The organism is Flavobacterium sp. (assembly GCF_044357305.1).
Classification (GTDB): Bacteria; Bacteroidota; Bacteroidia; order Flavobacteriales; family Flavobacteriaceae; genus Flavobacterium.
In genome coordinates this window covers 1-19,798 of record NZ_JBIKPS010000010.1, presented here as the reverse complement: position 1 = coordinate 19,798, position 19,798 = coordinate 1, and the positions used below count along the sequence as shown (strand labels likewise).

14 protein-coding genes and 1 riboswitch are annotated in these 19,798 nt (G+C 33.6%); of the genes, 8 read left to right on the top strand and 6 right to left on the bottom strand.

Annotated features, from left to right (window positions below):
* Positions 1-11: 11 nt before the first annotated feature.
* The gene (locus ACIQ2J_RS08170) at positions 12-341 is read right to left on the bottom strand and encodes a hypothetical protein (protein ID WP_396168429.1); all 330 of its coding nucleotides are present in this window, start codon (positions 339-341) and stop codon (positions 12-14) included.
* 262 nt (positions 342-603) lie between these two features.
* Between ACIQ2J_RS08170 and ACIQ2J_RS08165 the strand changes: the two genes are divergently transcribed.
* Entirely contained in the window at positions 604-1,527 is a 924-nt protein-coding gene (locus tag ACIQ2J_RS08165) for a PfkB family carbohydrate kinase (protein ID WP_396168427.1), read from the top strand.
* 128 nt (positions 1,528-1,655) lie between these two features.
* Positions 1,656-3,554: an amidophosphoribosyltransferase gene (locus tag ACIQ2J_RS08160; RefSeq protein ID WP_396168425.1), complete on the top strand. Its 1,899-nt coding sequence runs from the start codon at positions 1,656-1,658 to the stop codon at positions 3,552-3,554.
* A gap of 610 nt (positions 3,555-4,164) precedes the next feature.
* On the opposite strand, the gene ACIQ2J_RS08155 is transcribed toward ACIQ2J_RS08160, so the two are convergent.
* A complete protein-coding gene (locus tag ACIQ2J_RS08155; RefSeq protein WP_396168423.1) occupies positions 4,165-4,668 on the bottom strand; it encodes a nuclear transport factor 2 family protein in 504 nt (167 codons plus the stop codon).
* A gap of 75 nt (positions 4,669-4,743) precedes the next feature.
* On the opposite strand from ACIQ2J_RS08155, the gene ACIQ2J_RS08150 reads away from it, so the two are divergent.
* On the top strand, positions 4,744-6,333 hold the full coding sequence (locus ACIQ2J_RS08150) for a murein L,D-transpeptidase (RefSeq protein WP_396168422.1): 1,590 nt from the start codon (positions 4,744-4,746) through the stop codon (positions 6,331-6,333).
* A 46-nt stretch (positions 6,334-6,379) separates the two neighbouring features.
* On the opposite strand, the gene ACIQ2J_RS08145 is transcribed toward ACIQ2J_RS08150, so the two are convergent.
* Complete coding sequence (locus ACIQ2J_RS08145; protein ID WP_396168420.1) at positions 6,380-7,387, bottom strand: serine hydrolase; 1,008 nt, start codon at positions 7,385-7,387, stop codon at positions 6,380-6,382.
* Positions 7,388-7,618: 231 nt separating this feature from the next.
* Here ACIQ2J_RS08145 and ACIQ2J_RS08140 point away from each other — a divergent pair, with 231 nt between their 5' ends.
* Complete coding sequence (locus tag ACIQ2J_RS08140; RefSeq protein WP_396168419.1) at positions 7,619-8,212, top strand: 2OG-Fe(II) oxygenase; 594 nt, start codon at positions 7,619-7,621, stop codon at positions 8,210-8,212.
* Between the two features lie 2 nt (positions 8,213-8,214).
* On the opposite strand, the gene ACIQ2J_RS08135 is transcribed toward ACIQ2J_RS08140, so the two are convergent.
* Positions 8,215-9,234: a LacI family DNA-binding transcriptional regulator gene (locus ACIQ2J_RS08135; protein WP_396168418.1), complete on the bottom strand. Its 1,020-nt coding sequence runs from the start codon at positions 9,232-9,234 to the stop codon at positions 8,215-8,217.
* 188 nt (positions 9,235-9,422) lie between these two features.
* Between ACIQ2J_RS08135 and ACIQ2J_RS08130 the strand changes: the two genes are divergently transcribed.
* From ACIQ2J_RS08130 to ACIQ2J_RS08115, 4 genes are all read left to right on the top strand, one after another.
* Complete coding sequence (locus tag ACIQ2J_RS08130) at positions 9,423-12,011, top strand: TonB-dependent receptor domain-containing protein (protein WP_396168416.1); 2,589 nt, start codon at positions 9,423-9,425, stop codon at positions 12,009-12,011.
* Between the two features lie 89 nt (positions 12,012-12,100).
* Complete coding sequence (locus tag ACIQ2J_RS08125; RefSeq protein ID WP_396168414.1) at positions 12,101-13,414, top strand: MFS transporter; 1,314 nt, start codon at positions 12,101-12,103, stop codon at positions 13,412-13,414.
* Entirely contained in the window at positions 13,407-14,582 is a 1,176-nt protein-coding gene (locus ACIQ2J_RS08120) for a glycoside hydrolase 100 family protein (RefSeq protein WP_396168411.1), read from the top strand. The genes ACIQ2J_RS08125 and ACIQ2J_RS08120 overlap by 8 nt, the downstream gene beginning before the upstream one ends.
* A gap of 2 nt (positions 14,583-14,584) precedes the next feature.
* Entirely contained in the window at positions 14,585-15,517 is a 933-nt protein-coding gene (locus ACIQ2J_RS08115) for a carbohydrate kinase family protein (protein WP_396168409.1), read from the top strand.
* A gap of 639 nt (positions 15,518-16,156) precedes the next feature.
* On the opposite strand, the gene ACIQ2J_RS08110 is transcribed toward ACIQ2J_RS08115, so the two are convergent.
* Positions 16,157-18,322, bottom strand: a complete 2,166-nt coding sequence (locus tag ACIQ2J_RS08110) for a TonB-dependent receptor (protein ID WP_396168407.1) — start codon at positions 18,320-18,322, stop codon at positions 16,157-16,159.
* An 85-nt stretch (positions 18,323-18,407) separates the two neighbouring features.
* A riboswitch (TPP riboswitch) is annotated at positions 18,408-18,502 on the bottom strand.
* Between the two features lie 124 nt (positions 18,503-18,626).
* Entirely contained in the window at positions 18,627-19,028 is a 402-nt protein-coding gene (gene arfB / locus ACIQ2J_RS08105; RefSeq protein ID WP_396168405.1) for an alternative ribosome rescue aminoacyl-tRNA hydrolase ArfB, read from the bottom strand.
* Positions 19,029-19,798 lie beyond the last annotated feature (770 nt).

Genomic DNA, 19,798 nt, shown 5'->3' with positions numbered 1-19,798 from the left:
CAACTTTTTAATTAATTGCCCTTCTCTTTTAGTAAAGCATTAAATTCTTCTAACAACTGTAAGTATTTATTTTTCCAGTAATCATTAGAATAATCCTCCTCATGTAAATCGGATAATGATTTATTTAGAATTTTTTTCAAAGGATATAAGTCGGCAATTTCTTTGGTGAAATTATGGTGAATAATTTGACCTATTTGTAATATGACGTCCAAAGAAACACTATGGTTTTCGAACATTAAATACACCCATCTTCTACTTTTGCCCATTCGCTTGGCTAATTCCGTGATGGAATAACCAGATTTATAAACAGCATCTTTTATTATTTCTCCTCTATGTTGCATATTGCAAATTTTAGCATTTGGATGTATATGTTTTTTTATAATATTTACGCAAAAATGAGTAAATTAATTTATGATAGTAGGAAAATTGATTAATTGATATAAATATAGTGAATTAATTGTCTAAAAAACAGTAATCAAACTTATTTATTTAGCAAATATTAATTTTGAATTTTGAAATCCAATATTTAAACTTTTAAACCTTTAAACTTTTAAACTTATAAACTAAAACATATCTTTGCGACTTTAACTTCATATTTGTAGAATGAACAAACTTTTAATAGTAGGTACAGTAGCTTTTGATGCTATAGAAACTCCTTTTGGCAAAACAGATAAAATCCTTGGTGGTGCTGCCACTTATATTGGACTTTCTGCTTCTCATTTTAATGTAAAATCTGGAATTGTTTCGGTAGTTGGAGAAGATTTTCCACAAGAATATTTAGATTTACTTACAGCAAGAAATATCGATATTTCTGGAATTGAAATTGTAAAAGGAGGTAAAACTTTCTTTTGGAGTGGGAAATACCATAACGATTTGAATTCTCGCGATACCTTAATTACAGAACTTAATGTTCTTGCTGATTTTAACCCTGTGGTACCTCAAGAATTTAAGGATGCAGAAATAGTTATGTTAGGAAACTTGCACCCTTTGGTTCAAAGTGGAGTCCTAAACCAAATGACTTCTACTCCTAAATTAGTAGTATTAGACACGATGAACTTTTGGATGGATTGCGCTTTGCCAGAATTGCTGGATGTAATAAAACGTGTAGATGTTATTACTATTAACGATGAAGAAGCTCGTCAGTTATCTGGAGAATATTCTTTAGTTAAAGCCGCTGCTAAAATACATGCCATGGGCCCTAAATATGTAGTGATTAAAAAAGGAGAACATGGTGCTTTATTGTTTCATAATAAAGAGGTGTTTTTTGCTCCAGCCCTTCCATTAGAAGAGGTATTTGATCCAACTGGAGCTGGTGACACTTTTGCTGGTGGATTCTCAGGATATATTGCCCAAAGCGAAAACATTTCGTTTAACAATTTGAAAAACGCTATTATTCAAGGTTCTAACTTAGCTTCCTTTTGTGTGGAGAAATTCGGAACCGAAAGAATGGAATCGTTGCAAAAACCAGAAGTTCAAGATAGATTAAAACAATTCAAATCGTTAACGCAATTTGACATAGAATTATAATAAATTTATGCCTCGAAATTTCGGGGCATTTTTATTTTAAAATAGCATTTCCCAAAAATCACTGAATTAACAGGTATTTAAAATCAGTGACTAATAATAAACAAGACAACTAAACAACTACAACAACAATGAGTGACGCAATAAAACACGAATGTGGAATTGCCCTTTTACGATTAAAAAAACCGTTGGAATTTTACAAAGAAAAATACGGTTCGGCTTTTTATGGCATACAGAAAATGTATCTCCTAATGGAAAAGCAACACAACCGTGGTCAAGATGGCGCTGGGTTTGCATCTATTAAATTAGATGTGCAACCTGGTCAAAGATATATAAGTAGGGTTCGATCTAACGATACACAGCCTATTCAAGATGTTTTCGCTCAAATTAATGAGCGCATCAATGAAGAAATGGCTGCGCATCCAGAATATGCCGATAATGTAGCACTTCAAAAATCTAAAATTCCTTATATAGGTGAATTATTCCTAGGACATGTGCGCTATGGAACTTTTGGCAAAAACAATATTGAAAGCGTACATCCTTTTTTACGTCAAAACAATTGGATGCATCGAAATCTTATTGTTGCTGGAAATTTCAATATGACCAATGTTAAGGAACTTTTTAATAGTTTGGTAGAATTAGGGCAACACCCTAAAGAAATGGCCGATACTGTTACGGTAATGGAAAAAATAGGACACTTTCTAGACGATGAGGTAACCGATTTGTATTTAGAATGTAAAAATGATGGACTTTCTAAAAGAGAAGCTTCCCCTGTAATTGCAGAAAAACTACCTGTTGCTAAAATATTAAAAAGAGCTTCTAAAGGATGGGATGGTGGCTATGCCATGGCGGGATTATTTGGTCATGGTGACGCTTTTGTTTTTAGAGATCCTGCTGGAATTCGTCCTGCTTATTTTTATGAAGATGATGAAATTGTCGTTGTTGCCTCCGAAAGACCAGTTATCCAAACAGTTTTCAATGTTCCTTTTGAAAAAGTAAAAGAATTACAACCCGGAAATGCTTTAATAATTAAGAAAAACGGTACGGTTACTGAAGAAGAAATAATTATTCCTACAGTAAAAAAAGCATGTTCTTTTGAACGAATTTATTTTTCAAGAGGAAGTGATGCAGAAATATATCAAGAACGAAAAAATCTCGGTAAATTAATACTTCCTGCAGTTTTGGAAGCTATAGAAAACGACACCGACAATGCTGTTTTTTCTTATATTCCCAATACTGCCGAAACTTCTTTTTATGGGATGATAGAAGCGGCAAACGATTTTTTAAACCAACGAAAAAATCAGTTTATTTTAAATAATCGTAAAACACTTACCAAAGAAAAATTGGAAGAAATTTTATCGGTTAAAATTAGAACTGAAAAAGTTGCTATTAAAGACGCTAAACTGAGAACCTTCATTACCGAAGATAGTAGTCGTGACGATTTAGTTGCTCACGTTTATGATGTAACTTATGGCATCATTAAACCTTCCGATAATTTAGTGATTATTGACGATAGCATTGTGAGAGGAACTACGTTAAAAATGAGTATCCTTAAAATGATGGATCGTTTGCATCCTAAGCGCATAGTAATAGTTTCTTCGGCACCACAAATTAGGTATCCGGATTGTTATGGTATTGACATGGCAAAACTCGAAGGGCTTATAGCTTTTCAAGCTACAATGGCTTTATTAAAAGAACGAAATCTATACCATATTGTTGACGAGGTCTATAGCAAATGCAAAGCGCAAGAAAACAAGGTGGATACAGAACTAGTAAATTATGTTACCGAAATATATGCGCCTTTTACGGATACCGAAATATCCAATAAAATCGCAGAATTATTAATTACAAGCGATATACATGCGGAGGTAAAAATTCTTTTTCAAACCATTGATAATTTGCATCAAGCGTGTCCAAATAATTTGGGCGATTGGTATTTTACCGGTGATTATCCAACGCCAGGAGGAAATCGTGTTGTTAGTCGAGCTTTTATGAATTTTTATGAAGGTAAAGACGCTAGAGCCTATTAAATTTGATTAAAAAGTGCATTTAATCGATTTTTACTGTCGTTCAACAATTTTATTTTGAGATAAGAATCAAGTGCGCATATATTTGTACCACCATGAGATTAGTAGGTTAAATTTATGGTAGATTTGGGGCAAAAAAGGTGAAAGAAATTTCACCTTTTTTATTTTTTATTGGAATCTAGTACTCCTCTTATTTAGTATTCCATTTTCAATTAAGTATGGAATATTACTCCAAACCTTTTATAGCTCCTCTTTAGAAAGTTATAATTTTACTCCACTTAAAATAAATTTAGAAAAACAATACTCGACTTCTAAAATAAAAATGGATTAACCAGTATTCTTTGATTTTCGTCTTTTACTATTTTTATTGTTTCTTTAATTCTAAGGCAAGTATATTTTGTCTAATAAAATTAACTTTTCGACGATATAAAATAGAAAAAGAGCACTTAAATTACCAAAATTGTGTATTTAGTCGATTTTTAGTGTCGTTGAACAATTTTATTTTGAGATAAGAATCTTGCGTGCCTATATTTGTATCACCATGAGATTAGTAGGTTAAGTTTATGGTAGATTTGGGGCAAAAAGGGTGAAAGAAATTTCACCCTTTTTATTTTTATTGCCTCTTTTCTGTATTAGATAAAAGTACACCTTCTATAGGTGATTTAATTTTTACCACTTCATCAGTGTTCTCATTTGGCACTGTCATAGAAAGCACATAATGCTTAATCTTCCAACTATTTTTAATTTTGACAACAACGCCGGATCCTCTGCAAATTTTCATTTGGGTGTCTAATAATTCGTCGAACCAGGCGGTTTTCCCATCTTCTGAAAAATAGATATGGCGTTCTATAGATGTAAAATTCCATGCTTTTCCTTTGTCAAAATAGGGTTTTGCAAATGCTTGAAAGGCAGTTTTATTCCATTTTTCGGTTGCATCAGTTCCAATATAAATAGCATCATCGGTTAAAACCGAAAAATAATCTTTATAATTGGCAACAGCAGCAGCTTTGTGCCAAGTATTTAACATAGTGTTTATTTCTTGTTTCGCTTTTTCTTGTGCCTGAAAATTGCTAACAGCTAGAAGTAGTAATACTACAAAGATTTTTTTTGCATTCATTTTAGTAAATATTTTAGTTTAAAGGACCATTTATTTAAGGTAAATATAGTAACTTTAGGTAAAACTACATTAAAGATGAAAAAAGCAGGTGAAACTTATTTTATATTTTGCTATTTACTATTTTCATTAGGCATTAGCAATGTTTCTTGTCAGAACAAAAAAAGCAATCCTATTGTATTGCGATACGATTCGTTATATAAAGAAAAAACAATTACGTTAACACCATTTGATAGTACTTTGATTGCGGGATTTTACAAAAAATATCCGAATCTGTCGCCCTATAAAAAACAAGCAGTTATTATATACCAACAACAACAGTATAATTATATTTGGTATGATGGTAATGGTATTAAAGAAACCTCGGCTGTGCTTTGGAATAAAATAAACAATCTGCCTGACGAGGGTATTGCTGTTTCGGTACCTTATAAAACTGTGTTTGATAATAAGTATTCCAAAAAAACTACTGCTCCAGATATTGAATTAGAGCTGGGCTTAACGTCCTATTATTTATTTTATGTTGATAAGGTTTTTCATGGCATTGATATTGCAAAATCTAGAGAATTAGGTTGGTATTTGCCAAGAAATAAACCAACCTATTTAAATTATTTAGATTCGCTTTTGGTTGAGAACAAAAGTGAGGACGTTAAACATTTATTGCCACAATATTACAAATTAAGAGACATATTAAAACGGTATCGAGAGTTAGATAAAAAAGGGGGTTGGGATAAGATAGTGGTAGAACCAAAATTTAAGTCTCTTAAACCTGGTGACACTTCTGCTGTTATTATTCAAATTCGCTCTCGATTATTTTTAGAAGGCGATCTTGCTAGAGATTCAAAAGATTCCATTTATGATGAGGAATTAAAAACCGGTTTGTTAAGTTTTGAAAGTCGTAATGGTTTCAAAGAAGATGAGGTGATTCTTCCAAAACATATTGCCGAAATGAATGTTCCTATTGGGGATCGCATCAAAACAATTATGTTAAATATGGAACGTTGCCGATGGATTTCTAACGGGTTAAGTTCTTCTAAAGAGTTTATCGTAATTAATATTCCTTCTTTTCAGCTTACTTTTTTTAAAGACAAAAAACCCGCTTTAGTTTCAAAAGTAGTGGTTGGTAAAGTGATGCACGAAACCGTAATTTTTAGCGGTAGGATGAGTTATATTGTTTTTTGCCCGTATTGGAATGTTCCAAATAGCATCTTGAAAAAGGAGATCCTTCCTGCTTTGCGCAGAAATAAAAATTATCTCCGAAACCACCACATGGAATGGTATAATGGAGGAATTAGACAAAAACCAGGTACAGATAATTCTTTAGGGCTAATAAAGTTTTTATTTCCTAATAGCAATAATATTTATTTGCACGATACCCCTTCTAAAAATTTATTTAAAGAAGAAACTCGTGCCTTTAGTCATGGATGCATCCGTTTAGAAAAACCAGTAGAATTAGCAAACTTGATTTTAAAGAACGATCCTAATTGGAATTCAGAAAAAATTGATCAAGCAATGCATACTTACAAGGAGTCTTGGTATACCTTGAAAACTAAAATACCAGTATATATTGGATATTTCACAGCATGGGTAGACAATCAAGGAAAGATTAATTTTTATAAAGATATTTACAAAAATGATGAAAGATTAATGAATGTATTAGCTAAGGATTAACTAACCAATAAGTAAATAATGCCAAGCGACTCAATTATTTTTACGATTAATTATTTAATTCTTTATAAACCACTCCAGAAATTTCACCAATTAGATTAGAAAGCGCTACGTTGTCTTTGCCCTTAGTCATTACGGTTAATAAATAAGCCTTGTCTTTTAAATATACAATTGCCGTTTCGTGTAATTGTTTTTCTGAAGGGGTTCCAGATTCTCCAAATTTATGTGCTATTTTTACTGATGCTGGAACGCCTTTTCTAATTCCATCATTGAAATTACATTTGCTAAGTAATTCTGCTGCATATTCCGAATTATCTATATTTAAATAGGAAGCATTGTAGACAGCTCGCATAAACAGAGAATATTGTTTTACCGTAAAAAAATATTGTTTTGCACTAATATTAGGAAGCTTAAGATCTAAATCTTTAAATAATTTCAATAATACATCTGATTTTAAATTATTATTTAGCAAAGCAGTTGCATTATTGTCTGAATATTCAATCATATATCTAAGTAATTCTCTTATTGTATAAGTAGTACCTATTTGTATGCTTTTAGATTTAAAAGCAACTATCTTATCGATGTTAAAGTTTTGATTAAAAAGTAATTTTTTATCTAAAAGTCCAGGAGCCTCTTCACTCATTTTTAAATAGGCTATTAAAATAGGCACTTTAAATAGAGATCCGGGCTCGAATTTTTCGTCCTCATTAACCGCCATCCATTCATTTCGCTCGTATTCTTTTAGGTAAACTGATGCGGTTGTTACTCCTTTGTAGGCTTTATAATTTTCAATTACAGAAGTCACATTTTGTTTTATAGTTGCTAATCCATCCCCTTCACATACATCATCTACAAATAATAGGGGTTTAACGAAAGGATATCCTTCTAATCTTTCAATATTAGAAACACAGGCATCACTGGTTTGTTTTAATTCTAATATTTTGTTTGCCTCTTTATCGCTAAAATGAGTAGTTACCAAAAAAGTGGCAACTGAAGCCAGAAAAACAAAACCTAAAGTATAAGGGAGAGATGTCTTTTTTAATAATATGGGATTCATTTAATTTTAAGGTAAAAATATTAATGCACAAATATAATCAATAATTTAGGTAAACATTAATAATTAACATGGTTTTTTCTTATGGTTTTTTGTTAAATCTGCAATCTTCATTTATTCAGTAATTTAACTTGTCAGTTGTGATAAATTAAAGTTACATTCATTAAATACTTGAAATTATTAAGCAATATAGACTACCTTGCCCTACCTTGTCATTTCAAGTTTTAAACTAATATGGAAAATAGTTTTGAGGAATTAATTAGCAGTTTTATTACAAACAAAATAGGAATTTCGGAAGATTTTTTAGGTAAAGAACTCTGCCAAAACTTAGCAATTCATTTATTGCAATTAAATGCTGCCGATGTATTAAAAAATGCTTCCATTGGCAATGATTCAAAGACGGCGCATAATAATTTAATTAGAAGTGATAAAATTCATTGGCTGGATAAATCCCATAACAATGAATTTGAAAATGCGTTTTTTGTTAAAATTGATGCTTTCGTAGCCTACTTAAATAAAAGTTGTTACACTAATATTAGTAGTTATGAATTTCATTATTCTTTATATGAAAAAGGAAGTTTTTATAAACCGCACTTGGATCAATTTGAAAACGATAACCAACGCCAATTTTCGATGGTAAGTTATTTAAACCCCAATTGGCAACCCCAAGATGGTGGGGAATTACAAATTTATCAAACCGACAACAATCAAATGATTTCTCCAACAGAAAGCAAAACAGTTTTCTTTAAAAGTGATGAGCTTAAACATGAGGTTTTAGAAACCAACAAACAACGTCTTAGTGTTACTGGTTGGTTAAAAAGAGGCTAATATTATAGTGAAGATTCTCTCTCTATAATAGTAGTTGTAAGTTCAATGGTTTTTGGCGTAAAGGTCTTCATCTCTTTATTGGCATTCATTTCTTCCAACAATAAGTAGAACGATTGAACTCCCATTTCATAACTTGGTTGGTCTACTGTGCTTAATTTTGGTGTAATTACCTGCGACATAAACCAATTACTAAACCCAATTATTTTAACTTGTTGCGGAACTTTGATGTTGTTTTCATTAAAATAAGCCAACACTCCAACAGCAACTAAATCGGTAATGACAAAAATCCCATCTACATTGGGATGATCGGTAATGATTTGTTCTGCAAATTCTTTTCCTTCTTCAAAAGTTACATTCTTACAGGTATAAACCAATTTGGAATCGAAAGGAATATTGTTTTTTTCTAATGCTTTTTTATAACCCAAAAATCGATCGATAGCATTCTGAGGATTTATTGGTCCACGAATGTGAGCAATTTTCTTACAACCTTTTTGTATTAAATGTTCGGTTGCTTCAAAAGCCGCCTTTTGGTCGTTGATGATTACTTTGGAACTCGGAATTAATTTTGCGATTTTATCAAATTGAACCAACGGAATTTCTCTTCGAATAATCTCTTTTAAATGGAAGTCATCATTAGATTCATTAGAAAGAGAAAGAATAATTCCATCCACTCTTTTATTTATAAGTAATTCCACTTGTTTTTTTTCCAATTCTAAAGATTCATTCGACTGAAGAATAATAACCAAATAACCATTTTTCTCAGCTTCAGCAATAATTCCATTAACCACACTCGAGAAAAAGTGGTGTACTACCTCGGGAATAATCAATCCTATGGTTTTCGATTCTTTGGTTCGAAGGTTGACTGCAAAAGAATTGGGAGTATATTGCAAACTATTAGCAAGATCTAAAACCGATTTTTTAGTCTTTTCGCTAACATCGGGATAATTTTTTAGGGCTTTGGAAACCGTGGTAATAGAAATCCCTAAAGTTTCCGCAATTTGTTTTAAAGTTGTCTCCTTCATGAAACAAATATGATGAAAATAATTTTAATTTCAAAAACGAAAACGTTTTCGGTGTTTTCGAAAACGTTTTCGATAACAATTTGCTAATATTAAGTTAACTAAAAATATAATTTCGAATAATTAAACAACCTTTTTTATTAATCAAACAAAATTCTAAAATGAAAAAAATTACTAATTTTTTGAAAAAAATGATGGTCCTAGCAGCCTTAGTGTTGTGCAATCAATCGTTCGCTCAAAGTGGTGTTTTATCAGGAAAAGTAACCGATAACAATGGTGTTGCAGTTAGCGGCGCTAATGTTTTGGCAGGCTCCAAATCTACTTCAACAAGTGCAGAGGGAACTTATTCTATTTCTGGAATACCAAATGGTACTGTTTCTGTAACGGTATCTTATATTGGACTAAAAACCAGTAAACAAAATGTTTCTGTAAACGGAAACACAACTTTGGATGTAAAACTTCAAGACGACGCTTCTAATTTAGAAGAAGTTGTGGTTACGGGAGTTGTTAATCCTAAAACTAAATTACAATCCAGTGTTTCCATCACTACTTTAGATGTGAAACAAATTGAGCAATCGGCTCCTCGCTCAACCGCCGAGATCTTCAGAACCATTCCAGGTATTCGTTCGGAATCTTCAGGTGGTGAAGGAAACTCCAATATTGCTGTTCGTGGTGTGCCAATTTCCTCTGGTGGATCTAAGTATTTACAAATTCAAGAAGACGGTCTTCCGGTATTATTATTTGGAGATATTTCTTTTGCAACTGCCGATATTTTTACAAGATTTGACGGAAATGTAGCTAAAGTGGAAGCAATCCGTGGAGGTTCTGCTTCAATATTAGCGACTAACTCTCCTGGTGGAATCATCAACTTTATTAGCAAAACTGGTAAAACAGAAGGTGGTAAAGTTGCTACAGGTTTCGGATTGGATTATAGTAATTTCAGAACTGATTTTGACTACGGAACTAAAATTGGAGACGGTTTATACTTTCACACTGGTGGATTTTACAGAACTGGTGAAGGGGTAAGAAAAACAGGATTCACTGCTAATAACGGAGGCCAATTTAAATTTAATCTTACCAAAGAATTTTCTAATGGTTCGGTAACTATTTATGCTAAATTTTTAAATGACAGAGCAGCAGCTTACATGCCAATGCCAGTTCAAGTTTCGGGTACAAATGCTAACCCATCATGGGGAAGTATTGATGGTTTTGACGCTACGCATGGCGCATTACAATCGGTATATTTAAATCATAATGTTGGTTTAGGTCCTGATGGAGAATTAAGAAGAGCAGCCGTTGCCGATGGTATGCACCCAGTTTCTAAATCTATTGGAGCTAGTGCTAATTTTACTCTAGATAATGGATGGAAAATTTCTGAAAATGGAAGATTTTCTTCTAATAATGGAGGATTTATTGCACCTTTTCCAGCAGAAGTTGGATCTGCAGCATCAATTGCATCTTCTTTCGGAACAGGTGCTACTTTAACGTATGCTAATAGTGGTACGCCATTCAATACAGCAAACGGATTGGTAGCAAGAATTCACATGTTTGATACCCAATTGAACAACTTCAATAACTTTATGAACGATTTGAAAATTTCAAAAAAGTTTGATAAAGTAGATGTTACTGCTGGATACTTCAAGTCGCTTCAAAATATTTCAATGTCTTGGTTATGGAATTCTTACTTACAAGAAGTATCGGATGATAACCCAAGATTGTTAAACGTTACTAACGGTAGTGGATCTTTACTTTCTGAAAACGGATTGTACGCTTACGGAACTCCAGCTTGGGGTAACTTAGCTAGAAACTACGATACACAATACAATGTTTCTGCACCTTATGTAAACGTTAATGTAAATGCTACCGACAAACTTTCTATTGAAGCAGGTTTGCGTTACGATATGGGTAAAGTATCTGGATCTTTTGCAGGAGGAACTTCTTCCGCATTTGATGTAAATCACAATGGTGTTATTTCTCCAGCGGAAGCAAACGTATATGCAGTTAATACTGCTAATTCTACTGCTGTTAATTACGATTACCACTATACCTCTTACTCCGTAGGTGCAAACTATTTATTATCTTCTAGTCAATCTATTTTTGCTAGAATGAGTAAAGGTGCTTCTGCTAAAGCAGATAGAATCTTGTTTTCTGGTTTAAACTATATGGATGGAAGCAAAATCAACGCATTGGATTTCTTAACCCAATCGGAAGTTGGTTTCAAACAAAAATTTGCTAAAGGATATTTATATGCTACTGCTTTTCAATCTAAAACAGATGAGCAAGGTGGATATGAAGCTACTACGCAATCTATCATCCAAAATAATTACAAATCACTTGGTTTAGAGATTGAAACAGCTTACAATGTGACCAAAGATTTTAATCTTAGAGGCGCTTTAACATATACTAAAGCAGAAATTACTTCAGGAGATAACAAAGGTAAAGAGGCTAGAAGACAACCAAAATTAATGTATAACTTTATTCCATCTTACAAATTTGGAAAAAACAACAATGCAATTGGTTTCAGTTTTATTGGACAATCTAAAGCATACACACAAGACGAAAACAAGTTAGTTATGAAAGGATTTATGATTGTTAACTCATTTATAGATTTCACAGTAACTAAAGGATTATCTTTAAATTTATCTGGAAACAACTTATTGAACACTTTGGCAATTACCGAAGCAGAAGAAGGAAGTATTACAGAAAATAAAGTAAATTATATTAGAGCTAGACCAATGCCAGGAAGATCGGTATCTATGGCTATTACTTACAGATTCTAAAAGATTTCATGTTTTATTTTGTTAGTTAACAATTCCTGTGCTTAATTTAGCTCAGGAATTGTTTTTTAAACTATTAAATTGTTGTACCAATGAATTTAAAAAAACCGACATTAACTTTTTGGCAAATAATCAACATGAATGTTGGGTTTCTTGGTATCCAATATAGTTTTGGCTTGCAACAAAGTGCCGTAAATCCTATCTATGATTTTTTAGGAGCACATCCCGATCAAATTCCAATTCTAAATTTGGCTGGACCATTAACAGGATTAATCATTCAACCCATTATTGGTGCTTTGAGCGATAAAACTTGGTCTCCAAAATTTGGTGGACGAAGAAAACCTTTTTTCTTAATCGGAGCCTTAATTTGTAGTTTGGCATTGTTCCTTTTTCCTTTCAGTAGTTCCCTTTGGATGGCAGCAGGATTACTTTGGATTTTAGATGTTGGTAACAATACCGCAATGGAGCCATACCGAGCTTTTATTGCAGATAAATTAGACGATGACCAACAACCAACTGGCTTTCAAGCACAAAGTTTTTTTACCGGTTTCGGACAAACCCTAGCCAATGTATCGCTATTCATTTTTCCGCTTTTATTTATTGGCACTATGGGTAAATTACCCACTTGGGTTTTCGCTTCCTTTTTTCTAGGATCTATTTGTTCTATCGCTTCGGTTTGGTGGAGTTCGCACACTACCAAAGAAATCGAGCCTACACAAGAAGAACTGCAAAAAATAAAGTCGGAATCCATAAGTATTATATCGCCATTTGTTGATATTTTTAAAGCGATAACCGAGATGCCAAAAGTGATGTGGCAACTGGCCTTAGTGTATCTTTTTCAATGGTATGCCTTGTTTTGTTATTGGCAAAATTCCTCCAAAAGTATTGCGCTTTCGGTTTGGAATACCACTCCCGAAAAAGACATGAAATTGTATGGAGAAGCAGTAAGTTGGACTGGTCTAGTTAACGGCTGGTACAATATCGTTACCTTTTTATGTGCGTTTAGTTTGGTTTATTTTGCTAGAAAATTTTCTGCTAAAAAAGTACATTTTGGATGTTTAATTCTAGCGGCAATTGGGTTTTTAGTGTTTCCACACATCCACAATAAATATTTATTATTCCCCGCCATTACTGGTTTCGGAATAGGATGGGCAAGCATGATGGGAATTCCGTATCTAATGATAGTAAGTGCCATTCCTAAAGAACGATACGGCGTTTATATGGGAATAATCAATATGATGATTGTAATTCCGATGTTCATTCAAACGATTTCTTTTGGATACATTTTGAAACATTTCCTAAATAACGATCCGCGATTGGCAATCACTTTTGCAGGTGTATTATTGCTCATCAGCGCTATTTGCACCTTATTTATTAAAACAAAAAAAATTGCAGTAAGTGAATAATTCAGCCTACCAAAAAGCAATTGCGTTATTGCACGAAGTTTCTACAGAAAACGGATTTTTAGCCAGTGCCGAAAACACCTCCAACTACAAACGTGTTTGGGCTCGTGATGGCGTAATATGTGGTTTGGCAGCATTAGCCTCTGGCGATGAAAAGTTGATTGCTACTTTTAAAAACACTTTAGAAACTTTAGTACAACACCAGCACAAAATTGGAACCATTCCTTCTAATGTTTTCTTTTCAGAAGATACAATAGAAGTTAGTTATGGCGGTTTAGCCGGAAGAGTAGACGCAGTAACTTGGTTTGTAATAGGCGTTTGTCAATATGTTTATTATACTAAAGATGTTGCCTTTCTAGATAAAAATAAAGTTGCCATAGAAAAATGTTTTGCCCTTTTGGATGCTTGGGAATTCAACAACAAACATCTTTTATACGTTCCCCTTTCCGGAAATTGGGCCGATGAATACATTACCGATGGCTATGTTTTGTACGACCAATTATTGCGAATTTGGGCACTAAGGAGTTATAATCATTTTGCAAATGAAACGCAATTATCCGATAAGATAGAGAATATCAAGAAGCAGGTTGAGGTAAATTTTCAACCGAATACTATTGGAGAAAAATTCCACGAACGTGCTTATAACGAATTGGATTTTAAAGGATACATGCCTTGCTCTTTTTCGCCTTCCGGGTATAAAACTAATTTTGATGCTTTCGCAAATTCGTTAGCGGTTATTTTAAATATCGGAACCAAAGCAATGCAAAGAAATATTCTACAACATGCCACCACCTTAGCATCAGAAACCAAACTAGGATTAGTGCCTGCATTTTGGCCTCCTATTTTTGAAAGTGACGAACATTGGAATTTATTGAAGAACAATTGCAAATACGAATTTAGAAATTTCCCTTATGAATTTCATAATGGCGGAAGTTGGTCTATGGTCAATGGTTTTTTCGGATTGGCCTTACTTTCCAAATCGGAAACCCAAAAAGCAACTACTATTTTGAATAAAATTCAAGATGCCAATGCCCTAGGTAATTATTCCTTTTATGAAAATTTCAATACCAATACCGAAGCTCCTAATGGCGTTTCGTTCTGTGCTTGGAGTGCAGCTGCAGAAGTGATGCTCCAACAAAGCCTAAATACCAATTTTAAACTATTATTATAATTTTGAATAAATCTATCGACATCCTAAGTATTGGAGAAGTACTCATTGATTTTATCGGTCATGAAGTAAATACTTCCATAAATAGAACCAAAGATTACCACCGTTTTCTTGGCGGTTCCCCAACTAATGTTGCAGTAAATGCTTCCCGATTGGGATTAAAATCGGTTTTGGTGGCCTCTTGCGGTCAAGATGGTTTGGGCGATTATATTATCCGAAAATTAAAAGCCAATAAGGTAAATACGGCTCAAATAGGTAAATCGGATACCTTGCCAACTTCGGTAATTTTTGTTTCAAAATCTACAGAAACCCCCGATTTTATTCCCTACCGTCAAGCGGATTGTGAAATATATGAAGAACAATTACCAGATGCGGTACTTGCAGAGGCTAAAATATTTCATACTACTTGTTTTGCTTTAAGCAAAAATCCAGCAAGAACCACTATTTTAAACAGAGCCAAAAGAGCAAAAGAATTGGGTTTACAATTAAGCATTGACATTAATTTTTCCGAACGAATTTGGCCCAACAGAGAAGAAGCCAAACAAGTTATTAAAGAATATTTGTCTTATGATCCGTTGGTGAAACTTAGCGAAGACGATTGCTACCGTTTATTTGCAGTAGTAAAATCGGAAGAATTTATTTTTGATTATTTCCATGTTCTTGGTGCAACTACTATTTGCCTTACCAAAGGAAAAAATGGCGTGGTTGTATCGGATGTTAAGGAAGGTTTGTTGTTTCAAAAAGCAATTCCGTTAGAAGAAATAAAAGACACCACCGGAGCAGGAGATGCTTTTTGGACTGGTTTTCTTTATGCGCAATTACACGAGTATGACTTAAACACAAGTATAACCATTGCACAAAAATTAGCGGCAATAAAACTCCAAAATGTTGGGCGATTACCCGATAATTTGGAAATTAGTAAACTGATTCAGTTTTAAAAAGAGGCCATTTCTAAACTATTGAAATGGCCTCTTTTTTATATTTTAAAGTAACTAGAATTTTAAAGTTAACCCTGCCAAGAATTTTCTACCTGCTTATGGGTAATAATTAGGATAGATGTCCTATCCATCTGTATCCACTCTTCCATCAAGAAATCAATTGTCGGCTGCTTGGATTTCAGTCATCTGAGCAGAAATCAATCGTCGGCAACTTGGATTTCAGTCATCCGACCAGAAATCAATCGTCGGCAGCTTGGATTTCAATCATCCGACCAGAAAATTATTGTCGGCTGCTTGGATTTCAGTCATCCGACCAGAAATCAATCGTCGGCTGCTTGGATTTCAGTCATCTGACCAGAAATCAATCGTCGGCTGCTTGGATTTCAGTCATCTGACCAGAAATCAATCGTCGGCAGCTTGGATTTCAATCATCCGACCAGAAAATTATTGTCGGCTGCTTGGATTTCAGTCATCTGACCAGAAATCAATCGTCGGCAGCTTGGAAATTGTGTATCCGAGCAGAAATCAATCGTCGGCAGCTTGGATACGCTGTTTTAATTAAAAAAAAATAAAACTTTAATAAAAAAGAGGCCCTCTCCTAACTAATGAAATGGCCTCTTTTTTTATATTTGAAATCAACTAGAATTTCAAAGTCATACCTACTAAGAAATTTCTTCCTGCTTGTGGGTAATAATACGGATAGATATCGTACATATACCCATTGGAACTGTATTTTTTACTCAAAATATTGTTGCACAAACCTGTAAAAACAATCGATTTAAATATTGATTTAGGATAAATTTGATAGGATACATTCAAATCATTTACAAAATAATTAGGCAGTTTGGCATCTTTTAATTCGATGTTATTCAAATATTGATCGCCAACAAATTTAGATACTACTGCAATTTGCAATCCGTTAGTAGGTTGGTAAACCAAGATGTTTCCTGCAACTACATTAGGAGAATAGGCAATATTCTTATTTCCGAAACCTACACCATCCACATTCAAATCTACATTTTTGTTCTGACTTAAAGTAACATTCGGGCGGATGCTCACTTGTTTGGAAAGCGAAATGGTAGCATCTACTTCCAAACCTAAACGGTAACTTTTTTCACTGTTAGAGCGAATTGGGTTTCCTACAGCATCCAAATTACCCGTAAGAATTAATTGGTCTTTGTAGGCCATATAATAAATATTGGTATTCCATTTCACTTTTTCCGCCGTAAATCGCCATCCCAATTCGTAATCATTTAGTTTTTCTGGCTTCACAGTGCCACCTTCATAGTCGGTTCTATTCGGTTCTCTGTTGGCTCTTGCATACGAAAAATACAAAATGTTTTTAGCATTAAGCGTATAGTTCAAACCCGCTTTAGGATTGAAAAAATGAAAGGTATCGTTTACCAATCCTGCTGCAACGCCATTGGCTTGGTACTGTACTTGGCGGTATTGCAAATCGCCATACAAACTCCATTTAGTAGTAAGTTGGTAATTGACTTTAGCAAATACATTTCCATCATTTTTGTTACCATAATAATCGTAATAATGATCGCCCAATTCGCTAGTAGAAGCATATCGTGTCCAAATTACTTTTCCAAAATGCTTACCTTTGTATTGGTTGTAAGCACCTCCAAAAATAAAATCTACTTTTTTATCTTTATAATTAGCAGAAAAAGTAGTTCCGTAAAAATCATTATCCAACCATTTTTGACGGATTAAATCGGTAGCGTCAATGGTGGTTCCATTAACAACTATCGGCGTTAAGCCATAATCAGCAAAATTTTGGTTGTTTTGGTATTCTTCGTAATAGCCTTTCCCTTTGGTGTAATGCACTGCCAAATTGGTATTCCACTTGCTAGAAATTTTCTCGTTCCAATGCAATTGGTAATGGTCTTGTTGGTAATTATCGGTTTGATTGTCATAAAAACGAGTGTTTCCAAAAGCATCGGTGTACATTCCGGCATAGTTAAAAGTTCTATCGCCAGCCATGGTTTCCGCATCTACACCATACCACGATTGGTAGGTTTTTTCTTTTCCACCAAAAACCAACGCTTTAATTAAGGTAGTTTTGCCAACATAGGTACCTTGCAAAAAATAGGATTTTAAATTAGACGACGCTCTGTCAATATATCCATCGGAATTAATTTGCGATAAACGCCCAGCAATTTCAAAATGGTCGTTCATCAATCCCGTACTAAATTTCACGGTGCTTTTTCGAGTATTAAAACTCCCTCCCGAATTGGAGATTTCCCCGAAACTTTTCTTAGAATAGGAGTCGGTTAGCATGTTCAAACTTGCGCCAAAAGCACCAGCACCATTGGTAGAAGTTCCTACGCCACGTTGCAACTGCAAACTTTCTACAGACGAAGCAAAATCGGGTAGATTTACAAAATAAGTACCGCTTCCTTCGGCATCGTTATAAGGAATTCCGTTGATGGTTACGTTTACTCGTGTGGCATCGCTTCCGCGGACGCGAATTCCGGTATAGCCCACGCCATTTCCTGCATCGGAAGTAGTAACTACAGACGGCATAAAGTTCATTAAAACAGGAATATCTTGCCCAAGATTTCGAAATTGGAAATCTTTTTTGGTTAGATTACTAAAACTAACTGGTGTTTTAGTTGTGACACGAACTGCCGAAACGAGAACGTCATCGAGTTGGGTGACTTTGGTAGAATCTTTGGGTTTTTCTTGTGAGAAAGAGAGAAAAGAAAAAAGAAAAAAGAGAATAGATAATAGACTTAAAAGTTTAAATCTTCTTGTCTTTGTGCCTTTGTGGCAAAGTTGTTTAAATAAAAATTCCATTCGTAAAATATTTACGAATAAAAAGAGGTAATTATTCTTTGTTAAAATTAAAAAATTGTTTCCTATGACTTTTTTATAGCGTGCACACTATATTTGTCATTTTTCCCTTAGCAGCATTACCTGCCCAGGTTCATTGGGTATAATCTCAGCTCGTAATTTAGAGCACCCCTTTTTGAGACGGGGCAAAGATAGAAAAAGAATGTCAAAAATCAATGGCAATGTCAAAAATCAATTACAATTGCAAAAATCAATAGCAATTTTGAATTTTAACATTGCTATTGCCATTGATTTTTGCCATTGATTTTTAATGCTCCGGTTTTCTCCGGTTTTGCTTAATTGTAGCCATTACCGATTTGTTTTTCAATCGTTTTTCGATAACCGATCTTGGTATTTTGGTTGGCTTTCTTTTTTTAGGAACCACTAAGGCTTTTGTAATTAAATCGATAAATCGCTTGATGACAATTTCTTTATTTTTAAGTTGGCTTCGGTCTTCATCACAATTAATAATCAAAATATTCTCAAGAGTTAATTTGGATTTTAACTTTACAGAAAGCACTTCTTTTTCTTCTTCCGAAAGTGCTTGGGAAGCATTTAAATCATAGGTCAAGACCACCTTAGACGAAACTTTATTGACGTTTTGTCCTCCGGCTCCAGAGCTTCTTACGGCTTTGAATTTTAGTTCGTTTATGATTTTTTCTTTATTCATAGTCATTGCGATGCAAGAAGCAATCTCATTATTTTGTCCCTAAGACACAAAGTTATTTTCTCTGTGAAGGCACAAAGGTAATTATTAATTCTTTGTCTATAATTTTTAGCCACAGATTCCACGGATTAAACTGATTTTTTATTTTCATTAAATAAAAAATCTGTGACCATCCGTGCAATCTGTTTAATCTGTGGCGAAAAGATGTAAATTAATTTGGTGTTTGGTGTGCCGGTTTTAATAGAATGGAATTATTAGTTCTTTGTCTATAATTTATAGCCACAGATTCCACGGATTAAACTGATTTTTTGCTTTCGTTAAATAAAAAATCTGTGACCATCCGTGCAATCTGTTTAATCTGTGGCAAAAAAGATGTAAATTAATTTGTTGTGCCGATTTTAATAGAAGGTAATTATTAATTCTTTGTCTATAGTTTTTAGCCACAGATTGTACGGATTAAACTGATTTTTTGCTTTCGTTAAATAAAAAATCTGTGACCATCCGTGCAATCTGTTTAATCTGTGGCAAAAAAGATATAAATTAATTTGGTGTTTGGTGTGCCGGTTTTAATAGAAGGGAATTATTAGTTCTTTGTCTATAATTTATAGCCACAGATTCCACGGATTAAACTGATTTTTTGCTTTCGTTAAATAAAAAATCTGTGACCATCCGTGCAATCTGTTTAATCTGTGGCAAAAAAGATGTAAATTAATTTGTTGTGCCGATTTTAATAGAAGGTAATTATTAATTCTTTGTCTATAGTTTTTAGCCAC

Bases quoted from the DNA above. Each gene is read 5' to 3' on its own strand.
- ACIQ2J_RS08170 (WP_396168429.1), bottom strand. From the start codon at position 341: ATGCAACATAGAGGAGAAATAATAAAAGATGCTGTTTATAAATCTGGT.
- ACIQ2J_RS08165 (WP_396168427.1), top strand. From the start codon at position 604: ATGAACAAACTTTTAATAGTAGGTACAGTAGCTTTTGATGCTATAGAA.
- ACIQ2J_RS08160 (WP_396168425.1), top strand. From the start codon at position 1,656: ATGAGTGACGCAATAAAACACGAATGTGGAATTGCCCTTTTACGATTA.
- ACIQ2J_RS08155 (WP_396168423.1), bottom strand. From the start codon at position 4,668: ATGAATGCAAAAAAAATCTTTGTAGTATTACTACTTCTAGCTGTTAGC.
- ACIQ2J_RS08150 (WP_396168422.1), top strand. From the start codon at position 4,744: ATGAAAAAAGCAGGTGAAACTTATTTTATATTTTGCTATTTACTATTT.
- ACIQ2J_RS08145 (WP_396168420.1), bottom strand. From the start codon at position 7,387: ATGAATCCCATATTATTAAAAAAGACATCTCTCCCTTATACTTTAGGT.
- ACIQ2J_RS08140 (WP_396168419.1), top strand. From the start codon at position 7,619: ATGGAAAATAGTTTTGAGGAATTAATTAGCAGTTTTATTACAAACAAA.
- ACIQ2J_RS08135 (WP_396168418.1), bottom strand. From the start codon at position 9,234: ATGAAGGAGACAACTTTAAAACAAATTGCGGAAACTTTAGGGATTTCT.
- ACIQ2J_RS08130 (WP_396168416.1), top strand. From the start codon at position 9,423: ATGATGGTCCTAGCAGCCTTAGTGTTGTGCAATCAATCGTTCGCTCAA.
- ACIQ2J_RS08125 (WP_396168414.1), top strand. From the start codon at position 12,101: ATGAATTTAAAAAAACCGACATTAACTTTTTGGCAAATAATCAACATG.
- ACIQ2J_RS08110 (WP_396168407.1), bottom strand. From the start codon at position 18,322: ATGGAATTTTTATTTAAACAACTTTGCCACAAAGGCACAAAGACAAGA.
- arfB (WP_396168405.1), bottom strand. From the start codon at position 19,028: ATGAATAAAGAAAAAATCATAAACGAACTAAAATTCAAAGCCGTAAGA.